26 protein-coding genes, 3 pseudogenes and 2 riboswitches are annotated in these 25,261 nt (G+C 60.3%); of the genes and pseudogenes, 13 read left to right on the top strand and 16 right to left on the bottom strand.

Annotation, left to right across the window (positions count from 1 at the left end; translation table 11 throughout):
• Positions 1-20: 20 nt before the first annotated feature.
• On the bottom strand, positions 21-1,580 hold the full coding sequence (locus tag AB4136_RS16970; RefSeq protein WP_441931487.1) for a GMC family oxidoreductase: 1,560 nt from the start codon (positions 1,578-1,580) through the stop codon (positions 21-23).
• Positions 1,581-1,749: 169 nt separating this feature from the next.
• Here AB4136_RS16970 and AB4136_RS16965 point away from each other — a divergent pair, with 169 nt between their 5' ends.
• From AB4136_RS16965 to AB4136_RS16955, 3 genes are read left to right on the top strand one after another with little or no spacing between them, the layout of a single operon-like run.
• Positions 1,750-3,123 carry a glutamine synthetase family protein gene (locus tag AB4136_RS16965; RefSeq protein ID WP_441931486.1) on the top strand — a complete coding sequence of 458 codons (1,374 nt, stop codon included), beginning with the start codon at positions 1,750-1,752 and terminating at the stop codon, positions 3,121-3,123.
• Between the two features lie 3 nt (positions 3,124-3,126).
• Positions 3,127-4,518: an aldehyde dehydrogenase family protein gene (locus AB4136_RS16960; protein WP_441931485.1), complete on the top strand. Its 1,392-nt coding sequence runs from the start codon at positions 3,127-3,129 to the stop codon at positions 4,516-4,518.
• Positions 4,519-4,555: 37 nt separating this feature from the next.
• Positions 4,556-5,179: a helix-turn-helix domain-containing protein gene (locus AB4136_RS16955; protein ID WP_441931484.1), complete on the top strand. Its 624-nt coding sequence runs from the start codon at positions 4,556-4,558 to the stop codon at positions 5,177-5,179.
• 20 nt (positions 5,180-5,199) lie between these two features.
• On the opposite strand, the gene AB4136_RS16950 is transcribed toward AB4136_RS16955, so the two are convergent.
• On the bottom strand, positions 5,200-5,766 hold the full coding sequence (locus AB4136_RS16950; protein ID WP_441931483.1) for a helix-turn-helix domain-containing protein: 567 nt from the start codon (positions 5,764-5,766) through the stop codon (positions 5,200-5,202).
• Between the two features lie 92 nt (positions 5,767-5,858).
• Here AB4136_RS16950 and AB4136_RS16945 point away from each other — a divergent pair.
• The 3 genes and pseudogenes from AB4136_RS16945 to AB4136_RS16935 all read left to right on the top strand — a co-directional run bounded on the left by AB4136_RS16945 (position 5,859) and on the right by AB4136_RS16935 (position 8,097).
• A protein-coding gene (locus AB4136_RS16945) for an IS630 family transposase (RefSeq protein ID WP_441931482.1) occupies positions 5,859-6,813 on the top strand; the annotation gives its coding sequence in 2 pieces (ribosomal slippage) (positions 5,859-6,206 and positions 6,208-6,813; 954 coding nt in all).
• A 369-nt stretch (positions 6,814-7,182) separates the two neighbouring features.
• Positions 7,183-7,359: pseudogene (locus tag AB4136_RS16940) on the top strand (Rrf2 family transcriptional regulator); the annotation flags it as partial.
• A gap of 552 nt (positions 7,360-7,911) precedes the next feature.
• Complete coding sequence (locus AB4136_RS16935) at positions 7,912-8,097, top strand: hypothetical protein (RefSeq protein WP_441931481.1); 186 nt, start codon at positions 7,912-7,914, stop codon at positions 8,095-8,097.
• A 53-nt stretch (positions 8,098-8,150) separates the two neighbouring features.
• Here AB4136_RS16935 and AB4136_RS16930 read toward each other — a convergent pair.
• The 6 genes and pseudogenes from AB4136_RS16930 to AB4136_RS16905 form a co-directional block, all read right to left on the bottom strand.
• Positions 8,151-8,351 (bottom strand): annotated as a pseudogene (locus tag AB4136_RS16930) (IS6 family transposase); the annotation flags it as partial.
• A 175-nt stretch (positions 8,352-8,526) separates the two neighbouring features.
• Positions 8,527-9,279, bottom strand: coding sequence for a precorrin-6A synthase (deacetylating) (gene cobF / locus AB4136_RS16925; RefSeq protein ID WP_441931480.1), 753 nt, complete (start codon positions 9,277-9,279; stop codon positions 8,527-8,529).
• On the bottom strand, positions 9,279-10,292 hold the full coding sequence (cobT, locus tag AB4136_RS16920; protein WP_441931479.1) for a nicotinate-nucleotide--dimethylbenzimidazole phosphoribosyltransferase: 1,014 nt from the start codon (positions 10,290-10,292) through the stop codon (positions 9,279-9,281). Before cobT ends, cobF begins: the two co-directional genes overlap by 1 nt.
• A 345-nt stretch (positions 10,293-10,637) precedes the next feature.
• Positions 10,638-11,432 carry a uroporphyrinogen-III C-methyltransferase gene (gene cobA / locus AB4136_RS16915; RefSeq protein ID WP_441931478.1) on the bottom strand — a complete coding sequence of 265 codons (795 nt, stop codon included), beginning with the start codon at positions 11,430-11,432 and terminating at the stop codon, positions 10,638-10,640.
• On the bottom strand, positions 11,429-12,193 hold the full coding sequence (gene cobM, locus AB4136_RS16910; RefSeq protein ID WP_441931477.1) for a precorrin-4 C(11)-methyltransferase: 765 nt from the start codon (positions 12,191-12,193) through the stop codon (positions 11,429-11,431). The genes cobA and cobM overlap by 4 nt, the downstream gene beginning before the upstream one ends.
• Positions 12,190-13,098 (bottom strand): hypothetical protein, encoded by a 909-nt coding sequence (locus AB4136_RS16905; RefSeq protein ID WP_441931532.1) that lies wholly within the window; start codon positions 13,096-13,098, stop codon positions 12,190-12,192. The genes cobM and AB4136_RS16905 overlap by 4 nt, the downstream gene beginning before the upstream one ends.
• Here AB4136_RS16905 and AB4136_RS16900 point away from each other — a divergent pair.
• Positions 12,991-13,212, top strand: a pseudogene (locus AB4136_RS16900) (precorrin-6A/cobalt-precorrin-6A reductase); the annotation flags it as partial. The gene AB4136_RS16905 and the pseudogene AB4136_RS16900 overlap by 108 nt on opposite strands.
• Positions 13,213-13,258: 46 nt before the next feature.
• Entirely contained in the window at positions 13,259-13,600 is a 342-nt protein-coding gene (locus tag AB4136_RS16895) for a hypothetical protein (RefSeq protein WP_441931476.1), read from the top strand.
• Here AB4136_RS16895 and AB4136_RS16890 read toward each other — a convergent pair.
• Genes AB4136_RS16890 through AB4136_RS16880 form a run of 3 tightly spaced genes read right to left on the bottom strand, consistent with a single transcriptional unit; the run spans position 13,564 to position 15,685 of the window.
• Complete coding sequence (locus tag AB4136_RS16890; protein WP_441931475.1) at positions 13,564-14,328, bottom strand: precorrin-3B C(17)-methyltransferase; 765 nt, start codon at positions 14,326-14,328, stop codon at positions 13,564-13,566. The genes AB4136_RS16895 and AB4136_RS16890 overlap by 37 nt on opposite strands.
• Positions 14,325-15,050, bottom strand: coding sequence for a precorrin-2 C(20)-methyltransferase (locus AB4136_RS16885; RefSeq protein WP_441931474.1), 726 nt, complete (start codon positions 15,048-15,050; stop codon positions 14,325-14,327). The genes AB4136_RS16890 and AB4136_RS16885 overlap by 4 nt, the downstream gene beginning before the upstream one ends.
• Positions 15,047-15,685: a precorrin-8X methylmutase gene (locus AB4136_RS16880; protein ID WP_441931473.1), complete on the bottom strand. Its 639-nt coding sequence runs from the start codon at positions 15,683-15,685 to the stop codon at positions 15,047-15,049. The genes AB4136_RS16885 and AB4136_RS16880 overlap by 4 nt, the downstream gene beginning before the upstream one ends.
• A gap of 230 nt (positions 15,686-15,915) precedes the next feature.
• A riboswitch (cobalamin riboswitch) is annotated at positions 15,916-16,118 on the bottom strand.
• A gap of 71 nt (positions 16,119-16,189) precedes the next feature.
• Positions 16,190-16,388: riboswitch (cobalamin riboswitch) on the top strand.
• Between the two features lie 33 nt (positions 16,389-16,421).
• Here AB4136_RS16880 and AB4136_RS16875 point away from each other — a divergent pair.
• The 5 genes from AB4136_RS16875 to AB4136_RS16855 are packed head-to-tail and all read left to right on the top strand — an operon-like array spanning position 16,422 to position 19,518.
• Positions 16,422-16,595, top strand: coding sequence for a CbtB domain-containing protein (locus tag AB4136_RS16875; protein ID WP_441931472.1), 174 nt, complete (start codon positions 16,422-16,424; stop codon positions 16,593-16,595).
• Positions 16,596-16,610: 15 nt separating this feature from the next.
• Positions 16,611-17,387: a CbtA family protein gene (locus AB4136_RS16870; RefSeq protein ID WP_441931471.1), complete on the top strand. Its 777-nt coding sequence runs from the start codon at positions 16,611-16,613 to the stop codon at positions 17,385-17,387.
• Complete coding sequence (cobU, locus tag AB4136_RS16865) at positions 17,380-17,895, top strand: bifunctional adenosylcobinamide kinase/adenosylcobinamide-phosphate guanylyltransferase (RefSeq protein ID WP_441931470.1); 516 nt, start codon at positions 17,380-17,382, stop codon at positions 17,893-17,895. The genes AB4136_RS16870 and cobU overlap by 8 nt, the downstream gene beginning before the upstream one ends.
• A 1-nt stretch (position 17,896) precedes the next feature.
• On the top strand, positions 17,897-18,055 hold the full coding sequence (locus AB4136_RS16860) for a hypothetical protein (RefSeq protein WP_441931469.1): 159 nt from the start codon (positions 17,897-17,899) through the stop codon (positions 18,053-18,055).
• 2 nt (positions 18,056-18,057) lie between these two features.
• Positions 18,058-19,518 (top strand): cobyric acid synthase, encoded by a 1,461-nt coding sequence (locus AB4136_RS16855; protein WP_441931468.1) that lies wholly within the window; start codon positions 18,058-18,060, stop codon positions 19,516-19,518.
• Here AB4136_RS16855 and cbiB read toward each other — a convergent pair.
• The 5 genes from cbiB to AB4136_RS16830 all read right to left on the bottom strand — a co-directional run bounded on the left by cbiB (position 19,502) and on the right by AB4136_RS16830 (position 25,200).
• Positions 19,502-20,473: an adenosylcobinamide-phosphate synthase CbiB gene (gene cbiB / locus AB4136_RS16850; protein ID WP_441931467.1), complete on the bottom strand. Its 972-nt coding sequence runs from the start codon at positions 20,471-20,473 to the stop codon at positions 19,502-19,504. The genes AB4136_RS16855 and cbiB overlap by 17 nt on opposite strands.
• 652 nt (positions 20,474-21,125) lie before the next feature.
• Positions 21,126-22,169, bottom strand: a complete 1,044-nt coding sequence (gene cobD / locus AB4136_RS16845; protein ID WP_441931466.1) for a threonine-phosphate decarboxylase CobD — start codon at positions 22,167-22,169, stop codon at positions 21,126-21,128.
• A gap of 50 nt (positions 22,170-22,219) precedes the next feature.
• On the bottom strand, positions 22,220-23,110 hold the full coding sequence (locus AB4136_RS16840; RefSeq protein ID WP_441931465.1) for a Rossmann-like and DUF2520 domain-containing protein: 891 nt from the start codon (positions 23,108-23,110) through the stop codon (positions 22,220-22,222).
• 206 nt (positions 23,111-23,316) lie between these two features.
• On the bottom strand, positions 23,317-23,907 hold the full coding sequence (locus AB4136_RS16835) for a cob(I)yrinic acid a,c-diamide adenosyltransferase (protein WP_441931464.1): 591 nt from the start codon (positions 23,905-23,907) through the stop codon (positions 23,317-23,319).
• The gene (locus AB4136_RS16830; protein ID WP_441931463.1) at positions 23,908-25,200 is read right to left on the bottom strand and encodes a gamma carbonic anhydrase family protein; all 1,293 of its coding nucleotides are present in this window, start codon (positions 25,198-25,200) and stop codon (positions 23,908-23,910) included.
• Positions 25,201-25,261: the final 61 nt, after the last annotated feature.

Here is a 25,261-nt window from a genome sequence, read left to right as displayed (position 1 = left end):
ATCTGCACCCGTCCCAGTTGCTAGGCAGCGCGATCTCTTTGAATGAACTCCGCGACTCGTTCGCCAATCATGATTGAAGGCGCGTTTGTATTTCCGCTCGTAATCTGCGGCATAATCGATGCATCCGCGATACGCAAACCTTGCAGACCGCGCAAGCGCAGCGATGGATCGACAACCGAATGGTCGTCCGCACCCATACGGCAACTGGCGGCGGGATGGCACATATTCACCGCATGCTTGCGGATATGGTCCGTCCACTGCGCATCAGTTTTGACATCCGGCCCTGGAACAGCCTCGCCAATGATCGTCTTATTCATCGGGGCGCTCGCATAGATCGCCCTAGCCGCGAGGCAAGCCTCCCTCAATCGCCTCATGTCGTCCTCGGTGTCGAGCAAACGGTATGTGATCACAGGCGTGTCGGCGAGATTCGTTGATCGAAGCTTCACAGATCCTCGTCCAACCGGCCGGCAAAGACTTACCGCGGTCGTCACGGAGGAGGAAGGCAGAAATTCCACGCCATCATCGAGAACCACATAGCCAGCCGGCATGAAACTCATCTGATAGTCGGGCTCGCCCGCGGCGCCTTCGGTTGATCCATATAACGTCGCGTGGCACATGCCGGACGCCGCCGGACCCTTACGGCCCAACAGCCACTGGGCACCTGCTCTTATGATGCCGCCCAATCCAAGATCATCGTTCCAGGTTCTTTCCCGGACATTGGCGCTGATCCAGACGCAAGGATGATCTTGCAGACCCTCACCAACCGAAGGCAGGTCATGGACGGGCGTGATGCCGACCGCGCGTAAATGGTCTGCAGCGCCAATGCCCGACCTCATCAGCAGAGTGGGCGAATTGATGGCTCCGGCCGACAGGACGATTTCCTCATTGGCGTAGACTGTCGTCAGCGTGCCATGGCGGAGAAATTCAACACCTCGAACACGCCCGCTCTCGACGATCAATCGAGTTGCAACGCAATTGGTATAGACGGTGAGATTCTTCCGGCTGCGCGAAGGTCTGATGTAACCCCTCTCGGTGCTTTGGCGCCATCCACCGGATGCACTGGTAGGACATTCCATCACACCCATTCCCGTTCGGGTCAGATCGGTGGTGTTTTCAGGCAAGCCAAAGGCTTTCGCACTTTGAATGAACTGGTCTGCGACCGGATGCAAAGGCGAAGGCGTGTCGACGTTAATGGCGCCTTCGACCCTGCCAAAGGCTCGGTTCACCGGCCCAACCCCCCAATCGGACCCCGCCGATTTCTCCCACTCGGCATAGTCGACTTTCAGTCCCTTAACAAAAACCATGCCGTTAATTGAACTCCCGCCGCCAAGGCCGCGGCCACAGGTCAGGAGTTCGACTCGACCATTTCGCGTGGGGTCGGGCTCAACCGGCATGAGCCAGTGATACCTCGGATTGCCTTTGACGAAATATATCCCGTTTGGGATCTGGATAAAGGGTGCCTTTCCCCCGCCGCCGGCCTCAAGCAGGAGAACGCTGACTGCAGGATCTTCCGACAGACGTGCTGCCGCTACGGCTCCGGCCGATCCCCCACCGACCACGACATAATCCCAACTCTGCATCTGACTCTCCCCGTTTGATAATTCCTGTGCCGGAAAAAAGTTGCCATTTCAAGAAATATTTGACTGCATGGAAATTCTTTGCAAGAAGTTAGGTCGATGGGCTTGAGGCGCTCCTGTGGAGCCAATAAGACACGTCCGGCGCTACAGACGCATGTGAGGGAGGACTAGAATGACGAAGCTGCCTTTGAAGCCGACAATGTCGGAGCTAAAAAAGTTTATTGTGGACAGCGAACTCGAGTTCGCTGTGGTCTCTTTCGTGGACTTTCAGGGTACTGTGCGCGGCAAATACGTCTCTCGTACCAAGCTTGAGAGCGCTTTGGATAATATGAGCATACCCATCCTCACGATGGCTCTCGACCCAACCGACGCTATACTTTACGCACCAATAGTCGCTGATGTCGCGGAGGGTTACCCCGATCGGCCGATCAAATTGCTGCCAGAGACTGCACGCTTGATCCCCTGGGCGCCGGAACGTCGTAACCTGATGATAATGTCACAGATGGCCGGTGATGCTGTCGAATACTGCACACGCACCATCTTCAATCGTGTCGTGGAGCGCTCCGAGGCGCTGGGCTACCGTCCCTGTGTTGCTACAGAGCTCGAGTTTACGCTTTTCAACGAGACGGCTCGATCGATTATCGACAAGGGTCATCGAAACCTCCAGCCCGCTACACCTAACAAGACTTACTACTCGCTTGTACGCCAGGAAGTGCAGTCCGATATCTACAACAAGATCATGGATATGTGCTTGGGATTGCAGATTCCGATTGAAAGCCTCCATGAGGAAATGGGTGACGGGTTCATGGAAGTGGCTGTCAGGTATGGTCACGATGCTACCGTTCCCGACGCTGCGGCGCTCTTCCGTACGTTTGCCAAGGTGGTGGCCCAACAGAACGGCCAGGTTGCGACTTTTATGGCGCGTTGGTCCAACCAGGCAGATGGCCAGAGCGGGCATATCCATGCATCGATGCAGAAGCTGGACGGAACGCCGGTGTTCTATGATGCGGCCGACCCCAACAAAATAAGCGCACAGATGCGTCATTTCATCGGGGGCATGCAGCTTCTGATGGGCGACTTCATGTTGATGTTTGCACCGAATATCAACTCGTACAAACGGCTGGTCCCTGGCATTTTTGCGCCCGTTTCCGCAGCGTGGGGGATCGAAAATCGTACTTGTGCCATTCGTGCAATTCCCGGTTCCGCAAAGTCCAGCCGCATTGAATGCCGTACGCCTGGAGCAGATGCCAATCCTTATCTGTCGCTTGCTGCGGTGATCACCGCTGGTCTGCACGGAATTGAGAACCGTATCGAGCCAACCGAGCCATTTGCGGGCAATGTCTACGCGGTTGAGATTCCCGAAGCCTTGCGCTTGCCCACCAGTTTCGCCGAGTCGATTGCTCGCTTCAGAGGCTCGGCCTACGCACGGAAATATTTTGGCGATGCATTTGTCAATGCTTACGCCGATACGCGCAAGACGCAGCTTGAGCAGTTCTCTGCTCTCGTAACGGATCGAGAACTCGAACGTTTCTTTGAGCTGGTGTAAGTCATGGATAGCAACTTCGACATTATCTCGCCTGTAGACGGCAGGCTCTATGCTACCCGTACCTATGCTCGACCGAGCGAAATCTCGGCTATTCTATCTCGAGCAAAGCAGGCGCGATTGGAATGGCGAAGGCTATCGTTCGACGAGCGAGAGAAACTCGTTTTTGCGTTCTTGAATGCCGTTGAAGCACGTGCAGAGCCTCTAGCTCTGCAGGTGGCATGGCAGATGGGGCGGCCATTGTGGAAGGCGGATGAAACCAAGCGGTTGAAAGAGTGGTCGGAACTGACTGCAAAGGCTGCTCGCAAGTTTCTTCAACCACTTGATCTTGTTCAAGATGAAACCGTTCGTCGTGAGATCGACCTTGATCCGCTTGGTATCTGTCTGTCGATTTCGGCATGGAATTATCCTGTCGTCATGGCTGCCAGTCTCGTGTCGGCGCCTTTGCTGCTCGGAAATGTGGTCATCTACAAACCCTCACCGCAAACTGCTTTGGTTGGTGACGTGTTTAACGAGGCGGCCACGGCAGCAGGGTTGCCTGCAGGTGTTTTCCAGTCATTGAACATGACGCACACCGATGCTGAATCAATGATAGGTAGCGGTGACATCGATTTGGTCCAGTTCGTTGGCTCTACACGTGGAGGGCAGGCAGTCTACGATGCCGGCCGCGGGACCTTCACCCGTTTCGGTTTGGAGTTGGGCGGCAAGGACCCAGCCTATTTCCGAAGCGACGCTCAAATTGAATCGATCATGGACGATGTCATAGAAGGTTGCTTCGGAAATGCCGGGCAATCCTGCTGCTCGGTCGAACGCATATATGTCCATCGTTCGATCTATGACAGGTTCCTGGAGGCTTTGGTTGCCGAGGCATCGAAAGTCGGTGTTGGCCATCCGATTGAAGAAAGGCCAATGTTCGGTCCTCTCGTTTCGACGGCAGCCGCGCGTCGGGTGAAAAGCCTTACCGAACAAGCTGTCCGTGCCGGAGCCAAACCGTTGCTGCCAGTAGGCCGATCGCCGCTACCGGCCGCAGATAATGCCTATGTCGAGCATCAATTCCTGACGAACGCCGATCACAGCATGGATATATATCGGGATGAAGTGTTTGGTCCCGTCGTTCCGATCATCGCCGTTGACAGCGATGAGCAGGCCGTTGGCCTAATGAACGATAGCGACTACGGTTTGACGGCATCGATTTGGTCGCAAGATATTGATACGGCGCTTGCGCTCGGTCGCCGTGTGGAAAGCGGAACATTTTACGTCAACCAAGGCGATTTCGCTGATCGTATTCTCCCATGGGGCGGGGTAAAAAAATCTGGTATCGGCCGCTCCTATGGCATCAAGGGGCTTGAAGAATTGGTGCAAGCACGGTCCTACCACATACGGACACGACTGGATTGACGGACTTGGAGCACGTTGTCGTGGTCGGAGATAATACATGCCTAGCTTAGGATCACGTGCATCGAATTCTGACATTACTCTCGGCTTGCGGTTGCGAGAGTATAGGCAGTCGCGCAAGATGAGACTGAGTGACATTAGTTCAATTACCGGCTTATCGATTTCTACTCTATCAAAGATCGAAAATGGCAAATTATCCCTAAGTTTTAATAAGATACTTCAATTATCGATTGATCTATCGATTCCCATATCAACTCTTATCGGCCCAGTGGATGAACCTCATATTATTGGTCGAAGAGCTTTTACGCCAGCTGGCAAGGGGCGTCGAGCACATAGGCCGCAGTGGGACGCAGAAACGCTTAGCGATGATTTGATAAAAAAGAGAAATATCTTCATGAAGCTGTCGGTGAAGTGCCGATCAATTGAAGACTATGGTCCTTTCTCGACTCATCCTGGTGAAGAATTCATCTATGTGATCTCGGGTTCCATGGAATTGCATACCGAATTGTATAAGCCACTGCGCCTAGATGTCGGTGATAGTATACAATTTGATAGCATGACACCACACGCCTATGTCGCGCTTGGCGAGGAAACACCAGTCGTGCTTATGTGCAATACTATTTCCACAGATCCACTTTCCGGTTTCGACCCTGAAATGGCGTAATGTCAAGGTCTACAGGTAACTCAAGCGGATGTGGTGAGTGAATTGCTCATCAGCATCACGGCTGGTGTTTCGCCGTGTGCGACGTAAGCGTGCCGCATCTCTCCATCGAAAATTATACTGTCGCCAGCATTAAGTATCGCTGGCTCGTAATGGATAGTATGAAGCTCTAATTTACCGCTTATCACGTGGATGAATTCTTCTCCAACATGGTCATGCCAGCCGCCATTCTCTTCAAATGTCCTAGCAGTAAGCTCTACGCGCCAGAAGGCACTATGTTGGTCCAGAAGATCGTCGCACAATGCCTCAAAGCGCATTCCATTCCGCTCGTAAACTGAACCGCCATTCGCGCGGGTGATTGATCTCCTCGTCTGGCTCGCTGGCTTGGTTGCGGAAAGGATCGATCCAACTGGTATGTCGAGAGCCTCCGCAATCAGCAAAGTAAGGTCGACCGTTAGGCGAGCCTTGCCATTCTCTGCTTTTGAGAGTTGCGGCACTGAAATACCTGACTTCTTGCTGATGTCCTGCAAAGTAAGTCGCTTCTCTTTCCGCGCTTTACGGATTAATCCACCAACATCGATCGTTGTCATACGCCTCGCCTTGCTAGAGCATCGGACTGAAATCCAGAATCGTGGATTCCCTTTTTGATTGGCTTGTGATTCATCGTCTTTGGAGGTGGATCATGGGCAAGAGCTATTCGTCTGATCTTCGGGATCGTGTGATCGCGTTTGTCGCGTCAGGTCATTCTCGCCGATCGGCGGCGCGTCATTTTGGGGTCAGCGAGAGTTTTGCGGTGAAACTGATGCAGCGTGTGACGCTGGTTGGATCGGGATCGCCGGCCCGTCAGGGACGGCCGCCGGGGGAAAGGCTGCAGGGCTTTGAGGCTTTCCTAGTTGGGGTGGTGGAGGCTCAGCCGGACATCACCATGCCGGAGCTTGGAACCCGGCTCGCAGCCGAGCACGGAGTGAAGGCGGATCCGGCGGTGCTGTCGCGTTTTTTGTGTCGCCGCGGCTTCACATATAAAAAAAGCGCTGATGGCGTCGGAGCGCGGACGCGCCGACATCCGCGCCGAGCGCCGGGTCTGGATCGACCTGCGCCAACCCCGAATGCGGCTTGAACCGCATCGCCTCGTCTTTGTCGACGAGACGTCGGTCAACACCAAGATGGTGCGGTTTCGCGGTCGCAGCCTACGCGGAACGAGGTTGTATGCCCAAGCCCCGTTCGGTCATTGGGGAACGCAGACCTTCATCGCCGGCCTGCGCTGTCACGGCCTGACTGCGCCCTGGGTGATCGAGAAGGCGATCAACCGCTTAGCCTTCGACACCTGGATCGAGACCCAACTCGCGCCAACCTTGTCGAAGGGCGACATCGTCATTTTGGATAATCTTGCCGTTCACAAGAGCGCGCGGGCCGCCGAATGCCTCAAGGACTACGGGGCCTGGTTCCTCTTCCTTCCGCCCTACAGTCCCGATCTCAATCCGATCGAAATGGCATTCGCCAAACTCAAGGCCCATCTGCGCAAAGCAGCAGCCAGAACCTTCGATGCTCTCTGGAAGACCATCGGAAACATCTGCGATCTCTTCAGTCGCAACGAGTGCAAGAACTACCTTCGACATGCAGGATACGCGTGCGATTAATCGTCCGACGCTCTAGGATGATGAGATCCCCGCAGCGCCGCTGCCTGCGGGGTGCTTATGAACAGTTCGAGGACTCTTAATATTCGCCGCTCCAAAACTGATCGCTCGGGTGCGGGCAAAAATTCCAATTGGGCTCATGCGGACATACGGCCGGCCTGGGGGCATCTGTCAAGTCCATCGGCACGCGGCTCCGACTGTGAACATACGGGGGATAACGATTAGAAATACAAACAGTAAACATTCTCTAATCGTTCAACAGAATTGCTCGTAATTATCAGGTCAGACGACAATGTTGATTTCCGCGAAGAACTTCTCAATGGAAAACCGCCCAATCCCGGCTCAGTTCTCGGCGGGAATCAACAGCCGATGACGTCAGAGAGGATCGCGGCAATGCTGGGGACTAACCCCGTTGTGGTACGCCGAACGATGGCCGGCTTGCGGGAGGCCGGCTATGTTAGCTCCGAAAGAGGCCATGGTGGCTGCTGGGTGATCGCCTGCGGTCTGGGAGCCGTCAGCCTCGCGGAGCTGGTCCGCACCTTCGATGCTCGGTGTACCGTGGTTCATCAAACCAGAACAACGGATGGGACGAGTGACGTCATAAGGGTATGGCTGAAACGCCCCCAACGTGAGCCTCGCCAAATCGCGGCCGACCTTAACTCCTGCCGCTACGAGACGGCAACCTCCCACTGACCGTCCCCGCGCGCAAAGCCGATGGGCCGGGTCTTTGGACTGGCTTTAGGTGTCTTCGCATCCTAACGGGTTGCGTCATGCAGGTAACCCCGGGGGCGGGCACAACCGTGTGAGCAATCGCCGAGCTTCGGCGTTGCATTGGCGAGCGACGTTCCTGTAAACAGGCGGTGCCGCCGAACCGCTGCGGTGGCTTCGCCTTCTGTCGGCTGCTCCACCAGTGAGAACCGTCGGCGATGCTGCTCCCGCCGCGATCCCCCGGCCTAAGGACAAAGCCCGCGCCAAACCAGCCACGAGGCTACCTGCTGCGATGATGCCAATCGCGCTACCCTTCGTGAGCAGCTCATCGCCCGCGTCGGAAGCCGGCCGGGCTTCTCCCGTGCCAGAGTGAGAGGGCAGGGCGCAAGGCCGATGCCGCTTATCGCCACATCGCCTCGGCACCGGCGCGCCTGGTCCCGACGGGCGGCTGGGCGCGATCACGGGCGCGAATTTCTCGACCGCACTGCCGGGCTGGCGGGACAGCTTGTCCGCCTGCAGGAGCGCAGCCGCGTCATGTTCACCGGGAACAAGACGATCGCGCAGTGCCAGAAGATCTAAATTAGACTAAGCGTTGCAGGCTTCTCTGCGATTGAAAGGATTGCATCATTCACTTCGACGCCGGGCATGACCGGACGCCTTGCCGCTCCGCAACACCGCAGCTTGACGGCCCTGCTATTGCGTTTGGTCTGGACGATCTGGTCAAGCACATCTCCATCTTGGTCGACGGCGCGCTACAGCCCATTGAGGTGCCAGACGTCGTTCGGTGCAAGCTGTTTGCGGTAAAGACGGCGGACATAGTCGGCGCCGAACTTGCTGCAGCGTGCCTATGCTACAATCGCTGAGCCGAAGTTAATCTGACAAGCCCAACAAGGCTGCCAGCAATAGGAGAATGATGGGCATTGACCTAGTTGGCGCTAACATAGGCATCATGGAAGTCGCCCGAAATTTCGGTCAGACTTGCCACCGACATTGGTCAATCCGGGATGGTCAACAACGGCGCAGCAGATAAATATCCATGATCCATCCTATGCGCCGGCGCGCCGCAGCGCGGGTACTTTCGATCGCATCCGCAACGTGGGACAGCCTTCCCGAGATCAGCAGTTCGTCGGCAGTGCCAAGATAGGCGCCCCAGAAGATGTCGAATTCCTCGGCAGGTACATCGCGGAACGAAAGGCCGCCGTCGAGCATGACCACGGCCGTATCGACGCCCGCCGGAAAACCCGCCTTGAGCTGCCGCCCGGTGGTGATCTGGACCGGATTGCCGATCGTATTGAGCGGGACGCGGTGCGCCGCGGCCAGCGCCTGGATGCTGGTGATACCAGGGATGACCTCGTGCTGAAGCTCGAAGCCGGCCAGCGCCTGCAACCTTTCTACGATGCGCAGGGTGCTGTCGTAGAGCGATGGATCGCCCCAGACGAGCAGCCCGATCGATGCGCCGTCCCGGGTCTGCGCTAGCAGCAGGTCGCGGTAGGTCTGCGCGATGGCCGCATGCCAGTCATCGACGCCGTGACGGTAGGACGGATCGTCAGCATTGCGCACCGGCAGCTCGAACTCGACGATCTTCGCCGGATTCGCGAGATAGCGGTCGCAGATCGCGCGGCGCAGATGCGCCAGATCGTCCTTCGCCGGACCCTTGCGCGGGATCAGGATGACATCGACCCGGTTGAGCGCGTTGATACCCTGGATGGTCATGTGTTCCAGATTGCCCGTGCCGATCCCAATGGTGACGAGGCGGCGCATTAGCGATCCGAAACGCCGGCCTCGGCGAAACTCGCCATGCCGTTGTGGCAAGCAAGCGCCCCGCGCAGAAGGTTGACAGCAAGGCATGCGCCCGACGCTTCGCCCAGCCGCATGCCAAGGTCGAGCAGAGGCCCAAGGTCGAGCTTTGCGAGCAGCATCCTGTGCCCAGCTTCGGCCGAGACATGGCTTGCCATCGCGTGGGCCAGGCCTTCGGTATGCAAGCGCTTGAGCGGCGCAGCAGCCGCTGTGCAGACAAAGCCATCGAGCAGAACCGGGATGCTGTTGTGACGCGCCGCAAGCGTCGCGCCGAAGATAGCGGCAAGCTCGCGGCCGCCGACCCGGCGGAGAGTTTCGAGCGGATCGGCAAGCGAAGACCCATGCAAGGCCAGCGCACTATCGACGACCAACGCCTTGCGCTGGAGGCCAGCATCGTCGACGCCGGTACCCCGACCGACCCAGTCCGATCCCGTGCCGTCGAACAAGCCAGCCGAAATCGCGGCTGCAGCTGTTGTATTGCCGATCCCCATCTCGCCAAGGCAGAGCAGGTGCGTATCAGGTTTCACCGCATCGTAGCCTGTCGCCACGGCGGCGAGGAAGTCGCGCTCGTCCATGGCCGGCGCCGTCGTGAAATCCTGAGTCGGACGGTCGATGTCCAGCCCAACGACGGTGAGACCCGCATCCACTTGCCGGGCGAGCTGGTTGATCGCCGCCCCTCCGCAGGAAAAATTTGCGACCATCTGCGCGGTCACCTCGGCCGGGAACGCCGAGACACCGCGCGCGGTAACGCCATGTGACCCGGCAAAGACAATCACTTCGACCTTGTCCAGAACCAAGTGGCCACCGCCCTGCCAGCGGGCCAGCCAGATCGCCAGGTCTTCCAGCCGCCCCAGACTCCCTTGCGGCTTCGTGAGCACGTTCTGACGTTGCGTCGCCACGGCGGCGGCATTGGCATCCCCCCGTGGAAGCGTTGAGCAGGCGGCACGCAGTTCGTCGATAGTGGCAAAGCGAGACATTGCGAAAATCCGTCACATGAGGAAGAAATGGCAGCAAAAAGTACGGTCATCTCGCCGCCCTGTTTCGAGCGTCCTGAGCCCATGAAGGACCTGCCATACGCGACGCGATCGTCATTAAGCCGGGGCACGACACGCCGGTCGAGAAAAGTGACGGCCATGTTCTGAGCACCGGCGATCCTTTGACGAGGCGGCGGCAAGGCACGGTGCGCGAGGCTGGGGGCGTATGTGCCGCAGTGACGCGCAAGGACAGCCCAAGCCGCTTTACCGCACACATCCGGCCGATCGTGATGCTATTTTTCCCGACGCCGGAAAGCTGTGTGTCAATGATCGGTCTGCGCGTACCCATCACTGCCCTGCAGTGAGTTCGTGAAGACGCGCGCGCTGCGCGACGATCTTGCCGACGACGATCAAAGCCGGTGAACCAATTTTCTCGCGCTCGACAGCGTCGACGATACTGCTGAGATCGGCCACGATGATACGCTCCTGTTCGCTCGTCGCCTCGGTAATGACAGCAACAGGCATCGTATCGTCCATGCCGCCGGCCATCAGCAGTGCCGCGAGCACCGCTAGATTGTTTTTACCCATATAGATGACGATTGGCTGTCCGGTGGCTGCAAGCGATTTCCAGCATAGATCGTCCGATGTTCCCGCCGCGTGGCCGCTGGCAAAGATGATCGCCTTGTTGACGCCACGTAGCGTCGCGGGGATGCCCGTGCTCGCCAAAGCACCGAAGCCGGAGGTGATGCCCGGCATGAAACGGAACGGGATGCCCGCGGATGCCAGCACCAGCGCCTCCTCGCCGCCACGCCCGAAGACGTTGGGGTCGCCGCCCTTCAGCCTTAGAACCCGCTTTTGCGCCTTGGCAAGTGTCACCAGCAAGGCGTTGATGTCGGACTGGCTGGTCGAAGGCTGACCCGCGCGCTTGCCGACGAAATGCAGTTCAGCTCCACTCGCTGCACGCAGAACGGCCGGATTGACGAGCGCGTCATAGACGATGGCGTCGGCCTCGGCGACCGCCGCCACAACGTCAAGAGTCAAGCAGCCGAGGCGGCCGGGGCCCGCTCCTGCAAGCCAGACATGGCCGGGCTCGAAGGGCTTGGTTTCCACCGCAAGGCGGGTAATGGCTTCGGTCAGGCTCAAAATGCGTCGCGTCCCCTGAATCGGCGCTGATAATAGGTGTCGTAGAGCGCGCTTTCGCGGAAATCCTGCGCTATCAGCCCAGGCCCGACGAAGATCAAAGCGGTGCGGTCGATCGGCGCCTTCGCGACCTCCGCCTGTATCGTCGCGAGCGTGCCCCACACCACGCGCTCATCTAGCCACGAGGCGCGCACGACTATCGCAACCGGGCAATCGCCCCCATAGAGCGGCGTCAATTCGGCGACGACACGGTCGAGCGCGTGGATGGCCAAATGGATCGCCAGAGTCGCACCGGTCGCGCCGAAACACGCGAGTGTCTCGCCGACCGGCATGGCCGAAGCCCGTCCTGAAACGCGCGTCAGGACGAGGCTCTGTACAACCCCGGGAATGGTCAATTCGCGGCCGAGTGCGGCGGCAGCGGCGGCAAATGACGGCACGCCCGGCGTCAGCGTGTATTCGATGGAGAGCCTGTCCAGCCTCCGCATCTGTTCCGCTACCGCGCTCCACACCGACAGGTCCCCGGAATGCAGCCGCGCGACGTCCCGGTCCGCGGCTTTGGCGGACGCATATTCAGCTTCGATCTCATCCAGCGACATCGGCGCGGTGTCGACGATGCGCGCATTTGACGGGCAATAGGCTAGCAGTTCGCGTGGCACGATAGAGCCGGCAAAAAGACACACGGGGCAGCACGCGAGCAGATCGCGGCCGCGCACCGTAATGAGATCGACGGCACCAGGACCGGCGCCTATGAAATGGACTTTCATGCGTCGTCTCCACCGATGGCAATCGCGCAGGTGATATTGTCGACAGCCAGCCATGGGCAAAGCGGATGCGAACTGGAACCTGTCGCCTCAGCAAGCGATGCCACCGACCAGGTCATGCATCGCGAGGCGGCGTCGCGCATCGCAGCCTCATCGGCGATCATAAGGGACAGGCCGATCACAGTTGCCGTCTCGGCTAGCCCCGGCTCACGCTCATTGAGGCGTTGCGCGCAGGCGTCACCGCCGATGAAGATCGCATCAGGGGTCGGAATGCCGGCGAGCGCCCCTGGCGCCTCGCCGTGGATGACACGCAGTCGTGGGACGCCGGACGCAGAGGCATTGCACAGGATGCGCGCCAAGCGACCTTCATACTGTTCAACCGCGATAGCATTGAGCGATGGACGCGCGAGCATCCATTCGATAGAAATGGAACTAGAGCCCGCGCGAATGTCCCACAGTAACTCGCCACGCTGGGGCGCAAGCGAGTCGACATGACGCGCCAGCGTGGCCCCAACCCCAAACTCGCCGCGCAATCGCTGGACCGCCTGCATCCCGCTATCGAAAGGGACCGACCATGCATGCGCCTTGCCACTTATCAGCGACTGCGCCAGTTCGAGATGGCGCTTGCCGCCGAGGACGTAGGTTTCCCGCTCGGCCAGTCGGCTTGCGCGTGCGCGAAGGCTGTCAGCGCCAGCGCAGGGCAAGATCACATCATTAAAAGGCCTGATGTAGAGCCCTACATCCGCGTCCTTGGCGGCGCGGGCGAGGCGCGTGAACTCGCCACGCGCCTCGTCGCGCTTGCCGATATCGGTATCACGCTGTCGCTTGCCGGGAGAGTCAAGCCGCTCGCGCCGATGGGAACCGTGCGCGTCGGCGAGCTCCGCGGTGCCACAGGATTGGCAAACCATCTTCCCGCCGAGCGGATTGCTCTTCTTATCGATGCGACTCACCCTTTCGGGTCGTGGATTTCGGCCAATGCCGTGGCGGTCGCGCGAAGCACGGGCGCGCCGTTGATCGCCCTCGACTGGCCATCCTTGGCACGAGATGCAAAGCGACCGCTGGATCAATGTGACCACGCTTGCGGAGGCCGTCGAAAAGCTTGGGCAAGCAGGTCGAAGTGCCTTTCTGGCAGTCGGCCAGCAGGAGGTGAGAGAGTTCGTTTCGGCTCCGCAACACTTCCATCTCGTTCGCAGCGTAGTTGCGGTCGATAGGACCGTCGAACTGCCTAATGCCGAATATATCCTTGCGCGCAGTCCCTTCAGCGGCAGAGACCCGACCCGGGTGCTCGGCCTCCCGGTGGTCATGGTCACTCGACCCGAGGCTGCGGGCGGAGCGCGCGTCTTCAGCGTCGACGAGGTGTTGCGCGCCATGGATCATCTGCTCAGCATTCCCGCTGAACGCGGCGAATAGACCAGGGGCGGCAGACCGTCGCGTTCGATGATTCGCGTTTCGGCCGAACCTATGATGACACAGGTCGCCATGTCGGCCAGTGTTGCATCCGCTTCGCCAACCGGCATCACGGCAATGCGCTCGTCAGGCCGTCCCACCGCGCGCCCGAAGACTACCGGCGTTGTCGCAGGGAGGATTTCGCGCAGGATCTCGAACGCGTTTCCCAACTGCCAAGGGCGACCGCGGCTGATCGGGTTGTAGAGCGCGATGACGAAACCGGCAGTGGCCACGGCGCGCAACCGCGCTTCGATCACGTCCCAGGGTTTAAGATTGTCAGAAAGCGACATGGCGCAGAAATCATGGCCGAGCGGCGCGCCGATACGGGCGGCGACCGCGAGCATGGCGGTAACACCGGGCACGACGGAGACATCGATGCCGCGCCAGGCTTGCGGGCCGTGCTCGATCGCCTCGCAGACGGCGGCCGCCATGGCGAATACGCCTGCATCCCCTCCGGACACGACCGCAACGTGGCGACCGGACGCGGCCATTTCGAGCGCAGCGGAGGCGCGGGAGATTTCCTCGCGATTGTCTGAGGCATAGCGCGTCTGATGCGCACCGAGCTCGACGCGTTCGACATAGGGGCCGTAGCCGAACAGATCGGTTGCCTCGCCAACGGCCCCGCGTGCCTCGGGCGTAATCTGGTCCGGATTGCCTGGACCGAGGCCGACGACGACGAGCCTCCCGCTCATAGCTTTGCCGTCCAGCCAGGAACGAGCACCAGCGAGAAATAGGGCGCCTTATCGTCCGGCTTGTCCGCGAGCCGGACATTGGTCTTGTTCTCCATCGTGCCACGCTCGACATAAATCGCCCGGTCGAGCTTGCCTGCGGCCTGCAGGGCGCGGCGGATTTTCCCCAGATTGCGGCCGATCTTCATGATCACGGCAGCGTCGATGTGCCGCAGGCGCCGCGCGAGATCGGTTTCTGACAGGGTGCCCGGCAGGACGGTCAGGATGTCGTCGCCCTGCACGATCGGGACGCCGGCCTCCGACCAGCATCCCGACATGGCCGTGATGCCGGGAACGACTTCCGTCGGGTAGAGATGCGCCAGGCGAACATGAAGATGCATGTAGGAGCCGTAGAAGAGCGGATCGCCTTCGCTCAACACGGCGACGTTGCGGCCTGCGCTGAGATGGTCCGCGACCTCCTGCGCGGAGCGCTCGTAAAAATCGGTGATGGCCGAGCGGTAGTCGTCATGCGCCTTGTCGATCTCGGTGGTCACCGGATAGAGCAGTGGCAGTTCGATGACGCCGGGCTTGAGATGCGCCACCACGATGCGACGTGAATTGCTGTCGTTGCCGCGTTTTGCGAAATGCGCCACAACGTCGGCTTCAGCTAGTGCACGTATTGCCTTGAGCGTGAGCAGCTCGGGATCGCCCGGCCCGGTGCCGACGCCGGTCAGCTGCCCGCTCACAGCCCAGCCCTCGCCAGCGCATTGACCGTTGCCGCCGTCATTGCGCTGCCGCCCATTCGCCCACGAACAATAGCGAAAGGCATGCCGGAGCCGCCGTCCGCCAGGGCGTCCTTGGATTCGGCAGCACCAACGAAGCCGACTGGCATGCCTATGATGGCTGCCGGCCTCGGCGCACCGCCCGCGATCATGTCGAGCAGATAGAATAGCGCCGTTGGCGCATTGCCGATGGCGACGACCGAGCCTTCGAGGCGATCACGCCAGAGTTCCAGCGCGGTGGCGGATCGCGTATTGTGGAGCGTCCTGGCGAGGTCAGGCGTGCGCGAATCTCGCAGTGTACAGATGACCTCATTGGCGGCCGGCAGGCGCGCCCGCGTCACGCCGTGGGCGACCATTTCGGCATCACAGAAGATTGGCGCGCCGGATTTCAATGCGGACCGCGCTGTTTCCACGAATGTCGGCGAGAATTCGAAATGGCGTGCTGCATCGACCACGCCACAGGCATGGATCATGCGCACCGCGACATCTGCCTCGGCGTCCGAGAAGCGCGACAGGTCGGCTTCCGCGCGAATGATCGCGAAGGATTTATTGTAGATGGCGTCGCCATCGCGGATGTAATCGGAACCGGGGGCGCTCATCCTGCCGGTCGCTCGAAATTTCTGCTTTGTTGGGCGATGTATCGGGGCGGGAGCCGATCAGAACGCATTGCGTCGGTCATAAGCTGCGTCTCGGACGCGGAGCGTCGGGATGACGGCATGAATTGCACACGACAACGTTCATGTCGCTCGCCAGACGGCGGACGCGTCCATGGCGTCGGAAGACCGATCTTCAAAGTCCTGCTCCTTGCCCAGGGCACCCGCTGGGCGGTCGGAATAAATTGCCGACGGCAGGTCTCCTGGCTCCCGGATCATCGTCTCGCGCTGCCTTCCCGGACACCTCCAGTGGCGAATTGCGCGAAACTCTCCGGCTACAGTTGCGGGGACAGCTGCGGATGAACCTAAAGGCAGGCTTGCCGCATTCCCTCTTAGCCTTCCGCTTTAGGGCGGATGGACCGTCGACAGGCATTTAGTGCACGGCGCTCCTCGATGTCAACTGTACATCAACGCAGCGAAGATTATGTTTGCCGCATCCATGATTTCATCTATTGTGGTGGCGTTGGCGGTTCCATGTTAGGGACGCGATAGGGAATGTGGTGAGGATCGCGAGATCCAATTCCGCGGCTGCCCCCGCAACTGTAAGCGGCGAGCTTTCTCCGACATGCCACTGGGGCGAAGGTCCCGGGAAGGTGGAGCAGAGCCTTGACCCGCGAGCCAGGATACCTGCCGTTGACGCAACTGCAATCGAGTCCTCGGGTGGAGGGCGAAAGGATTAAACATGGCAACTTCAACTCTCGGTGCTTCCGTCTCAGTACAGGCGCGTCATCTTCAGTTCGCCTCGGCGGGTCTGCTCGGCCTCTTCCTCATCGGTTTCGTCGGCTTCTCTCACGTGGAAGCCGTTCACAATGCCGGACATGACTATCGCCATTCGATGGCGTTTCCCTGCCACTGACGAGGACCTGACATCATGAATCTGTTTCGCAGCGTCGTGTTCATCGCGGCGATCGCGGGGCTCGTGGCCGGCGTCGTTCTCGACTGCATGCAGGCCTTTGCCACCGTGCCGCTCATCCTGAAGGCGGAGGTCTACGAGCAGGCCGGTGGCGGCCATGAGCATGCCGCGGCAGCGCCAGCGGCCAACGCTACGGACACCAATGCCATGAGCAGCGTCGCACCGGCGCCGACCGAAGCGGTCGCTCCGGCTGAGGACGAAGGCTGGGCGCCGGCCGACGGCTTCGAGCGCTTCGCCTTCAGCGTGCTGGCCAACATCGTCACCGGCATCGGCTTCGCGCTGGTGCTGGTCGCGGTTTCCGAATTCGCAGGCGGCATCGGCAATTGGCGCCAGGGCGTGTTCTGGGGGCTGGCCGGTTTTGCCGTGTTCACGCTGGCGCCTGGTCTCGGCCTGCCGCCGGAACTGCCGGCGATGCCGGCGGCCGATCTCACCCAGCGCCAGATCTGGTGGTGGGCAACGGTGGCGGCAACCGCGGCCGGTCTTGGGCTGATCGCCTTCCGCAAATCGCTGCCGCTGGCGATTCTTGCCGTGGCCTTGATCGTGGCGCCGCATATTGTCGGCGCGCCGCAGCCCGACAGCTTCGAGACGCCGATCCCCGAAGATCTGCATCACCAGTTCGTGGTGGCGGTGACGGTGACCAATCTGGTGTTCTGGCTGGTGATTGGCGCCATCGTCGGCGTGGTGCGCGGACGCTTCACCGGCACGGCGACCAGCCTGCGCGACAGCTTTGCCTGATCGCAAAGGATTGACCTTCATCATCGGCGGTGCGCGCTCCGGAAAGAGCGCGCATGCCGAAAAACTGGTGACGGCCTATCCGTCTCCGTGGACCTATATCGCCACCGCTGAAGGCTATGACCAGGAGATGCGCGAGCGCATCGCGCTGCACCGCTCGCGGCGTGGCGAAGGCTGGGGGACCGTCGATGCGCCGCTCGACCTTGCCGGCGCGCTCGAGGCTCTGGCCGATGGACAGCCGGTGCTGGTCGACTGCCTGACGCTGTGGCTGACCAACCACATGCTGGCTGAACATGATCTTGACGCCGAATGCCGGCGGCTAGCCGATGTTCTGTCGCGGCCGCGCGGGCCGTGGTTCGTGGTGTCCAACGAGGTCGGCCAGGGTATCGTCCCGGACAATGCGCTCGCCCAGCGGTTCCGTGATGCCGCCGGCCGGCTCAACCAGCAGGTTGCGGCAATTGCCGACACGGTGTTGCTGATGGTGGCGGGGCTGTCGCTTAAGGTGAAGTGAGATGAGCGATATCGATCCCAAGGATGAGGAACGCCACCGCGCCAAGATGACGAAGCTCAAGTCTATCCAGGATGTGGAGGTAAGCGGGAAGAGGACCGTCGAGATGGAGGCGCGGATCGTCGCTGCAGGGGTCAAAGCCCAGCGGGGCATCGAGTTCTAGCGATGTCACGTGCGCTGATGTTCCAGGGCACCGGTTCGGACGTAGGCAAGTCGCTAGTCGTTGCCGGGCTAGCGCGCGCCTATACCAATCGCGGACTGCTCGTGCGTCCCTTCAAACCGCAGAACATGTCCAACAATGCCGCCGTGACCGCCGATGGCGGCGAGATCGGTCGGGCGCAGGCGCTGCAGGCCCACGCCGCGCGCGTGACGACAAGCGTGCATATGAATCCCGTTCTTCTCAAGCCGCAGAGCAAAGTCGGCGCCCAGATCGTCGTCCAGGGCCAGGTCGTAGCCAACGCGAATGCGCGCGAGTACCAAGGCATCAAGGCCTCTCTCCTGCCGCGGGTTATGGAGAGTTTCACGCTGCTGAAGGCGCAGGCCGACCTCGTGCTGGTGGAGGGAGCGGGCAGCGCATCCGAGATCAACCTGCGGGCAAACGACATTGCCAACATGGGCTTTGCACGCGCCGGCAATGTCCCCGTCGAGCTAGTCGGGGACATCGATCGTGGCGGTGTCATCGCCAGCCTCGTCGGCACGAAGCACGTCGTCGATCCCGCAGACGCCGCTATGATCCGCGGCTTCATCGTGAACCGCTTTCGTGGCGACACCTCCCTTTTTGCCGACGGTATGCGGGAGATCGCCGAGCGTACCGGATGGCAGTCCTTCGGGCTCATCCCCTTCTTCGATGGGGCCGGACGCCTGCCGGCGGAGGACGCGCTGGGGCTGACGCAGAAATCCGCGCCAAGGACCAGCACCGGCCGTGTGAAGATCGCAGTGCCGATCCTGCCGCACATCTCCAATTTCGACGACCTCGATCCGCTGGACTCCGAACCTGATGTCGAGATCGTCCGCGTCTGGCCGGGACAAGCGCTACCGGGGGACGCCGCGCTGGTTCTTCTGCCGGGCTCCAAAACGACCATCGCTGATCTCAGCGCTTTTAGGGCTGCCGGTTTCGACGTGGACATCGCGGCGCATGTGCGGCGCGGCGGCGCTGTGCTTGGCATATGCGGCGGCTATCAGATGCTGGGCCGGTCAATCGCCGATCCGCTCGGCGTCGAAGGTCCGGCCGGTTCGGTCGCGGGCCTCGGGCTGCTCGACGTCGAGACGGTGCTGTCCGGCGAGAAGAGGCTAGTTACCGTCAATGGAATGACGTCCGACCGGATCTCCTTCAACGGTTACGAGATGCACATGGGAGCAACCTCGGGCGCAGATTGCGCACGGCCCTTCGCTCGGCTTGAAGACGGACGCGCCGATGGCGCCGCGACGAAGGACGGGCGCGTGTCGGGAACCTACGTGCATGGCCTATTCGCCGACGACCGGCAGCGCGATGCCTGGCTCACTCGCCTTGGCGGGTCGAGCTCAGGTCTCGACTACGAAGCGGGTGTCGATGCCGAACTCGACGAGCTCGCCACGCATCTGGAGCGTCATCTCGATCTCAACGGTCTGCTCAGCCATGCAGCGTGACCAGCGCCGCGCCGATCCCTAGCAGCGTCACGAGCAAGAGGTCTGCAGTCCAGTACAAACGGAGTGCCGCGCGAATGTCGACGGCATTGGCCGCACGGCGACCGCCCACTCCCATGAAGGCGTCGTCCACCAGCACGCCGCCGTAGTGGCGCGGGCCGGCGAGAGCCAGGCCCAACGCACCGGCCATCGCCGCCTCGGGCCAGCCGGCGTTGGGCGAGCGGTGCCTGCCCGCATCGCGCCAGACAGCGCGCCACGCATCGCCCGCCGACATGCCGGGCAGCAGGCCTGCTGCGACCACGATCAGCAGTGCCGTCAGCCGCGAGGCGGGCAGGTTGATGAGATCGTCGAAGCGCGCCACTGCCCAGCCAAAGGCCTCGTGGCGTTGAGTGCGATGGCCGATCATGCTGTCGGCGGTATTGACCGCCTTGTAGATCGCGGCTCCTGGCAGGCCGCCAGCCGCCAGCCAGAAGGACGGCGCCACGATGCCGTCCGAGAAATTCTCGGCCAGGCTTTCGATCGCGGCGCGGCTGACGCCCGCCTCGTCGAGCGCTTGCGGATCGCGCCCGACGATCTGCGACACTGCGCAACGGCCGCGGGCCACCCCCTCAATCTCGAGCGCCTGGGCCACCGCGGCGACATGTTTGGCGAGGCTGCGCTGCGCGATCAGCGTGCTCGCGACAAGCGCGGTGACCAGCAGCAGGGCAATGCTGCCGGAGAGCGCCCGTTGAACGAGAAGTGCCGTTCCTCCCGCGATCAGGACAAGGACGACCAGCGTGAGTACTCCCACGACGCGACTGGCGCGCGGCGAACGCTTCGCATCGTTCAGCTTCCGATCGAGGGTGCCGATAAGCGTACCGATCCAGGACACGGGATGGCCGATGCGTTCGAAGAGACGGTCGGGGTAGCCCGCCACCAGCTCGATCGTCATTGACAGGAAGGCGATCAGGAGAAACATGGCGTCTGGCGTGAACGATCCTCTGGGTGTCTGACCACGGCGGCAGCCTCGACCGCGCCGAAGTGCTTTCCCGGCGAACCGTGGCCCTGGGTAGACCTTTCCATCGGCATCAACCTGCACTCCTATCCGCTCTTCGGCCTGCCCGCCATAACGTTTTCGTGCCTGCTCGGGCACGCACCTACGGCACGCCAGACGGGAGCCAAGCGGCTCGCACCCGGCACTCATATCCTTTTGCCGATTGTCATGTCGCTGGTCGCGCCGGACGGCGCTGCGCCCAGTCGCATTGGTCGCGCATAAGGTCGAGGATGTCGGTCAAGTAGAGGCGCTGTGTGGCGGGTCTTTTTTTGCATGTGAGATGCCAAACCGTCCTTCGATCGCTTGAAAGCCTTGATCGAAACCCGCTTGGGAAACTTGCCCGTGCCAGTCGCCACAATGTGGCCACGTGGCACGGGAAGCGACAACGCGCTTGGGATCGCGTGTCGCGGGGGTTCATGAATACCTTCGTTCAATTTCAAACGTGGGTTCATTGGCCGCTGGAGTCCGACGGCTGGTTGCTCCGACGCACGGACAACTCTATCTAGAAGCGCTAGTTCTGACCGGAGTAGCCACGGGGTCATCTCTATTCCTTCCTTCACCCTCCGAACACAGAGGATCAAATCTTTTCCCTTTCCACAGACCATTGAGTTAACGCCACCTCCAATCGCACCCAATCGTCCTCAGAACCCGGCAAGCCAAATCGCAACGCATCGGTACGCCACTTAAATGCCCGCACAATTATCCCAGCCTCTCCGAGTATGCGGAAAAGTGATGGAGCCTGCGAGTGCACCATGAAACGGTAGAGATTTGTGCCACTGCTCACCGCCGTGCCATCTCGCGGCAACAGCCTATCGAGCCGAGCCGCCTCTTCCGAAAGCCGCGCCCGCATTAACGCCTGCCAGTCAAGATCAGCGAGCGCGCGGGCTCCAATTTCCAGCGCCGGACCTGACACCGCCCATGGCCCGACTTGCGCTGCAAGTCGTAGCGCAATGGCTTGCGAGGCGATGGCGAAGCCTAGCCGCACGCCAGCGAGCCCGAAGAATTTTCCGAACGACCGGAGCACAACAACCGGCAGTTCTTCCACCAAGCTCACCGCGCTCTCCTCGCGGGGCCCCACATCCATGAAAGCCTCATCGACGACGAGCAGCCCTCCGTGCGCGGCGAGCCGCTTGGCCAGTTGGCGCAGGACTGCGAGGGACAGCACTCGTCCGTCGGGATTGTTAGGATTGACCACGACAGCGACATCCGCCGATGCAAGCTTTTGCGGCTCGACGGTCTCGACCACTGTATGGCCCACCATCCGAGCCGCGCGCGCGTGCTCGGAATAGGTCGGAGATAGGACGACAGCGCATCCCGGTGCCTTAAGTGACATCGCCAGCGGCAGCAGGATCTGTGTCCCTGGCGCCGAGAAGACGTTTGCTGGGCTGGCCACCCCATAGGCCGTCGCTGCTGCCACGCGCAGCCTCGCTTCGTCGCTTGCGTCAGGCAGCCGCGAAAGGGCGGAGCTTGAGATTGATCTATGCGGATAGGAATGCGGATTGATCCCAGTGGAGAGATCGATCCAAGGCTCCGGTGCATGCGGAAAGAGCAGGCCCGCCCGATAGAGGCTGCCACCGTGATCGTCCCCCGCATCTACTACCGCGAATATGCGCTCAATCACGGCCTTCCCCAATCGCGCTCAAGGTCGAACGTGTCGCCCTTTAACGTTTTCTACGCATGGCGAGCGCCTTGCGTCGGCACACAAAGTGCGACTGACCACATCTCCGGACCTGTTGTGCCAGTCAGCTTTAGGCGATGAGCCATTTTGCTCAGGCGATCGTAGACTTCGCCTGCTTCGGCGTACCATTCGCTGACAGAGGCTCTCTGGAGTCGCATCACTTCCTGGTCGCTGCGGGCAGCGGGCCCGGTGAGCGCAGCTTGCGGGCCTAAGCGCAAAACATTGGTCGATGCAGAGCCCAGCAGGGACGAACAGAGAACCTCTGCCACCTCAAGGGGGACGCCCGATTGAGCCCAGGCCTCCATTGCAATTGCCTGTAACACCACGGTGAAATTGTTCGAGAATACTGCTGCTGCGTGGTAAAGCGCTTTTCTATCCGCTCGGATCGGGAAAGCATGCGCGCCGATCGCGAAAAGCAGCGGACCCAGCATCGCTACCGCAGGCTCATCGCCTTCTGTGCCGCAATATGTGCCCTTAAACCCGTTAACCGCGCTCGCTGGATCGGGAAAGCTCAGGACAGGGTGGCAACTCGCCGCGAACCATCCTTTGTCCCTCAGCGGCTTCAGCATATCTGACGAATGAAATCCGCTGAAATGGACAGCTACTGGCGGTTCCATCCGTGAGACAAGCAAAAGGCGGGACATCTTTTCAGAAATCGCGGCAATCTGATCATCCGGTACGGCTATGAGCCAGAGTTGCGCGGGCTCCATGTCTTCGAGACGCCTGACTGCCCGGCCGGCTCCGACACTGGCGGCGGCGCGTAGCGCACTACTGTAACTTCTGCTGAGCACATCTCCCACCGCTACCGAATTGACGTTATTGAGAAGTCTGAGAAATGTCTGTCCGACCCGCCCGGCACCGATAAGATTTACTTTGACCGTCATTCAAGTTGTCCCGTTAGATTCCTGGGGAGAAGGAGCGGAGAGCGATGAGGGCATCGGCTACGGCGAGATGCCGCCGCTGTTCGTTACCGGCCCATCAGGCAGCTCTGAATTGGTCAACTAGCGCGTCCGGCAAAACTACGATGTCGTCGACCGTCTCTTCGCCACTGCCGAACTAAACTAAGTCGCTCAATGGCGCGGCAGTTGCCTCAGGCTGAAACGCTTTTGCCTCGCTCCCACAACACATCGGGGCGGCCAGCAAAATGATTTTCCAAGCGGCTGGCGACAAACAATAGATCCGATAGCCTGTTGAGATACGACAGGCCATAGTTTTGACTAGAGGTATCACGTGTTCCTTGGCCCTCGGTCTGACGCTCGATTTCACAAAGGCTAAACAAGCGCCGCTCTGCTCGTCTGCATACCGTGCGGGCGACATGGGCGAATGCTGAAGCAGGTTCACCACCGGGCAGAATAAACTCCTTAAGCATCCCGAGGTTGGCATTCACTGATTCAAAGCTTTTCTCGACGCGTTCCAGATGTTCACGCGATAACAGCTTGGTTCCCGGTACACTAATCTGAGCACCAAGGTCAAAAAGATCGTGCTGAACCAACTCGAACGACTGCTTAACTGCAGGTGATTTTGCCAACATCAACAGAACGCCGATCCAGCTGTTCAGCTCGTCAACGGTTCCCATAGCCTCAATTGGAGGTGAGTCCTTATCGACTCTGACGCCGGAACCGAGGCTTGTCTGTCCCTGGTCTCCGGTTTTGGTGACTATCCGCGACAGTCGATGTCCCACCTAAACCTCCTCTGATGCCCTCTGGCTCTGTGCGATCTTGTATTGCGCCCCGTAGACGCGATATTGTTCGATTGTCGCCGACATCATTGCGCGCTTGGCATCATCAAGTTTTGTGATCGCGCGAGCCGGGCGACCGCCCCAAAGCCAACCTCCTTGAAGGTGCTGTCCTGCCATGGTGATCGAGCCAGCGGCCAACAGAACATCGTCGTCAATTCTTGTATCTTTGGCCAGGTTGCTTCCAATCCCGACCAGAGCCCTGTCGCCGATGCGACAAGCTCCCATACAAACATTATGTCCGATCGTTGAATCGGACCCGATCGCGACAGATCCTTCCATGCCGTCAATGATCGTGTTGTCCTGGATGTTGCTGTTTTCACCGATGACGATCTCGCCATTGACTGCATTGAGCCTGCATCCAAAAAATATCCCCGATTTCGCACCGGCTTGAACCGTTCCCGAGAGACTCGCTGTCGCCGCAACGAACGCATGTTCCCCAAGACGCGCCTCTCCAGCCTTGCTAGCGTTGTCAAAAATGCACGCAAAGATGGCATTCGAGACTGCCTGCCTGCGTTGTTGGAGCTCCGCATTTCCGATTTCTCCGATCGGCCGTGCCGGACTTCCCGAATAAATCAGCCCTGCCTTCAGGGTCGATCGCGGAAATACGACCGAATTGGATTCGATAAGAACACCGTCCTCAACCTGCGCACCGTCGAGAACCACGACTCCATCTTCGATCACGCAATCATCGCCGACCGTGCAACCGTGAACGACAGCGTTCCGTCCGACCGTCACTCGATTTCCGATGACCGTCGGGAATAATTCATGCGCGATGTGGACTGTCGAACATTCTCCGATACGGAAATCGGCACCGATGCGGACGAAATGCCCATCGGCGCGAATGACCGCGCTGGGGCCAAACCACGGGTTAGACCCGATTTTGAGCGCGCCAAGCAGGCTTACCCTTATGCCGCAGTACTGTGGACCGCTTTCCAACTTGGGCCACAATCCACCGTAGGGCAGGAAAAAGGGGCTCTCGGCAACGAGAGGTTTGCTTGCTTCGCCGTGGGCATCGGTAACCAAATGGAGTTCGCGGGCAACGGTGTCGGCAGCAGATTGCAGAGCGTGAGGCGAAAACTGCCGGGCGGCAGTAATATAGAAGGGCCTAAATGCCTCGACATCGGGGACCCCGAGATGTCGGGCGACCAAATAACGTCGTACCCCTAGTCGCTCATGCCCGAGAGCCACGCTATGCGCCAGAAGCAACCGCGCTGCCTCGGGGTCTTGCTCGCGCAAAGCCCGTCTCAAGTTCCTAATGTTTTGACGAGGTTGCTGCATAGTTGAACTCGGAAAGCCG

It is taken from the genome of Mesorhizobium sp. 2RAF21 (assembly GCF_052115345.1).
Lineage (GTDB): Bacteria > Pseudomonadota > Alphaproteobacteria > Rhizobiales > Rhizobiaceae > Mesorhizobium > Mesorhizobium terrae.
Note: the sequence above shows the minus strand (reverse complement) of the source record. Positions and strands in the feature narration are given on the sequence as shown.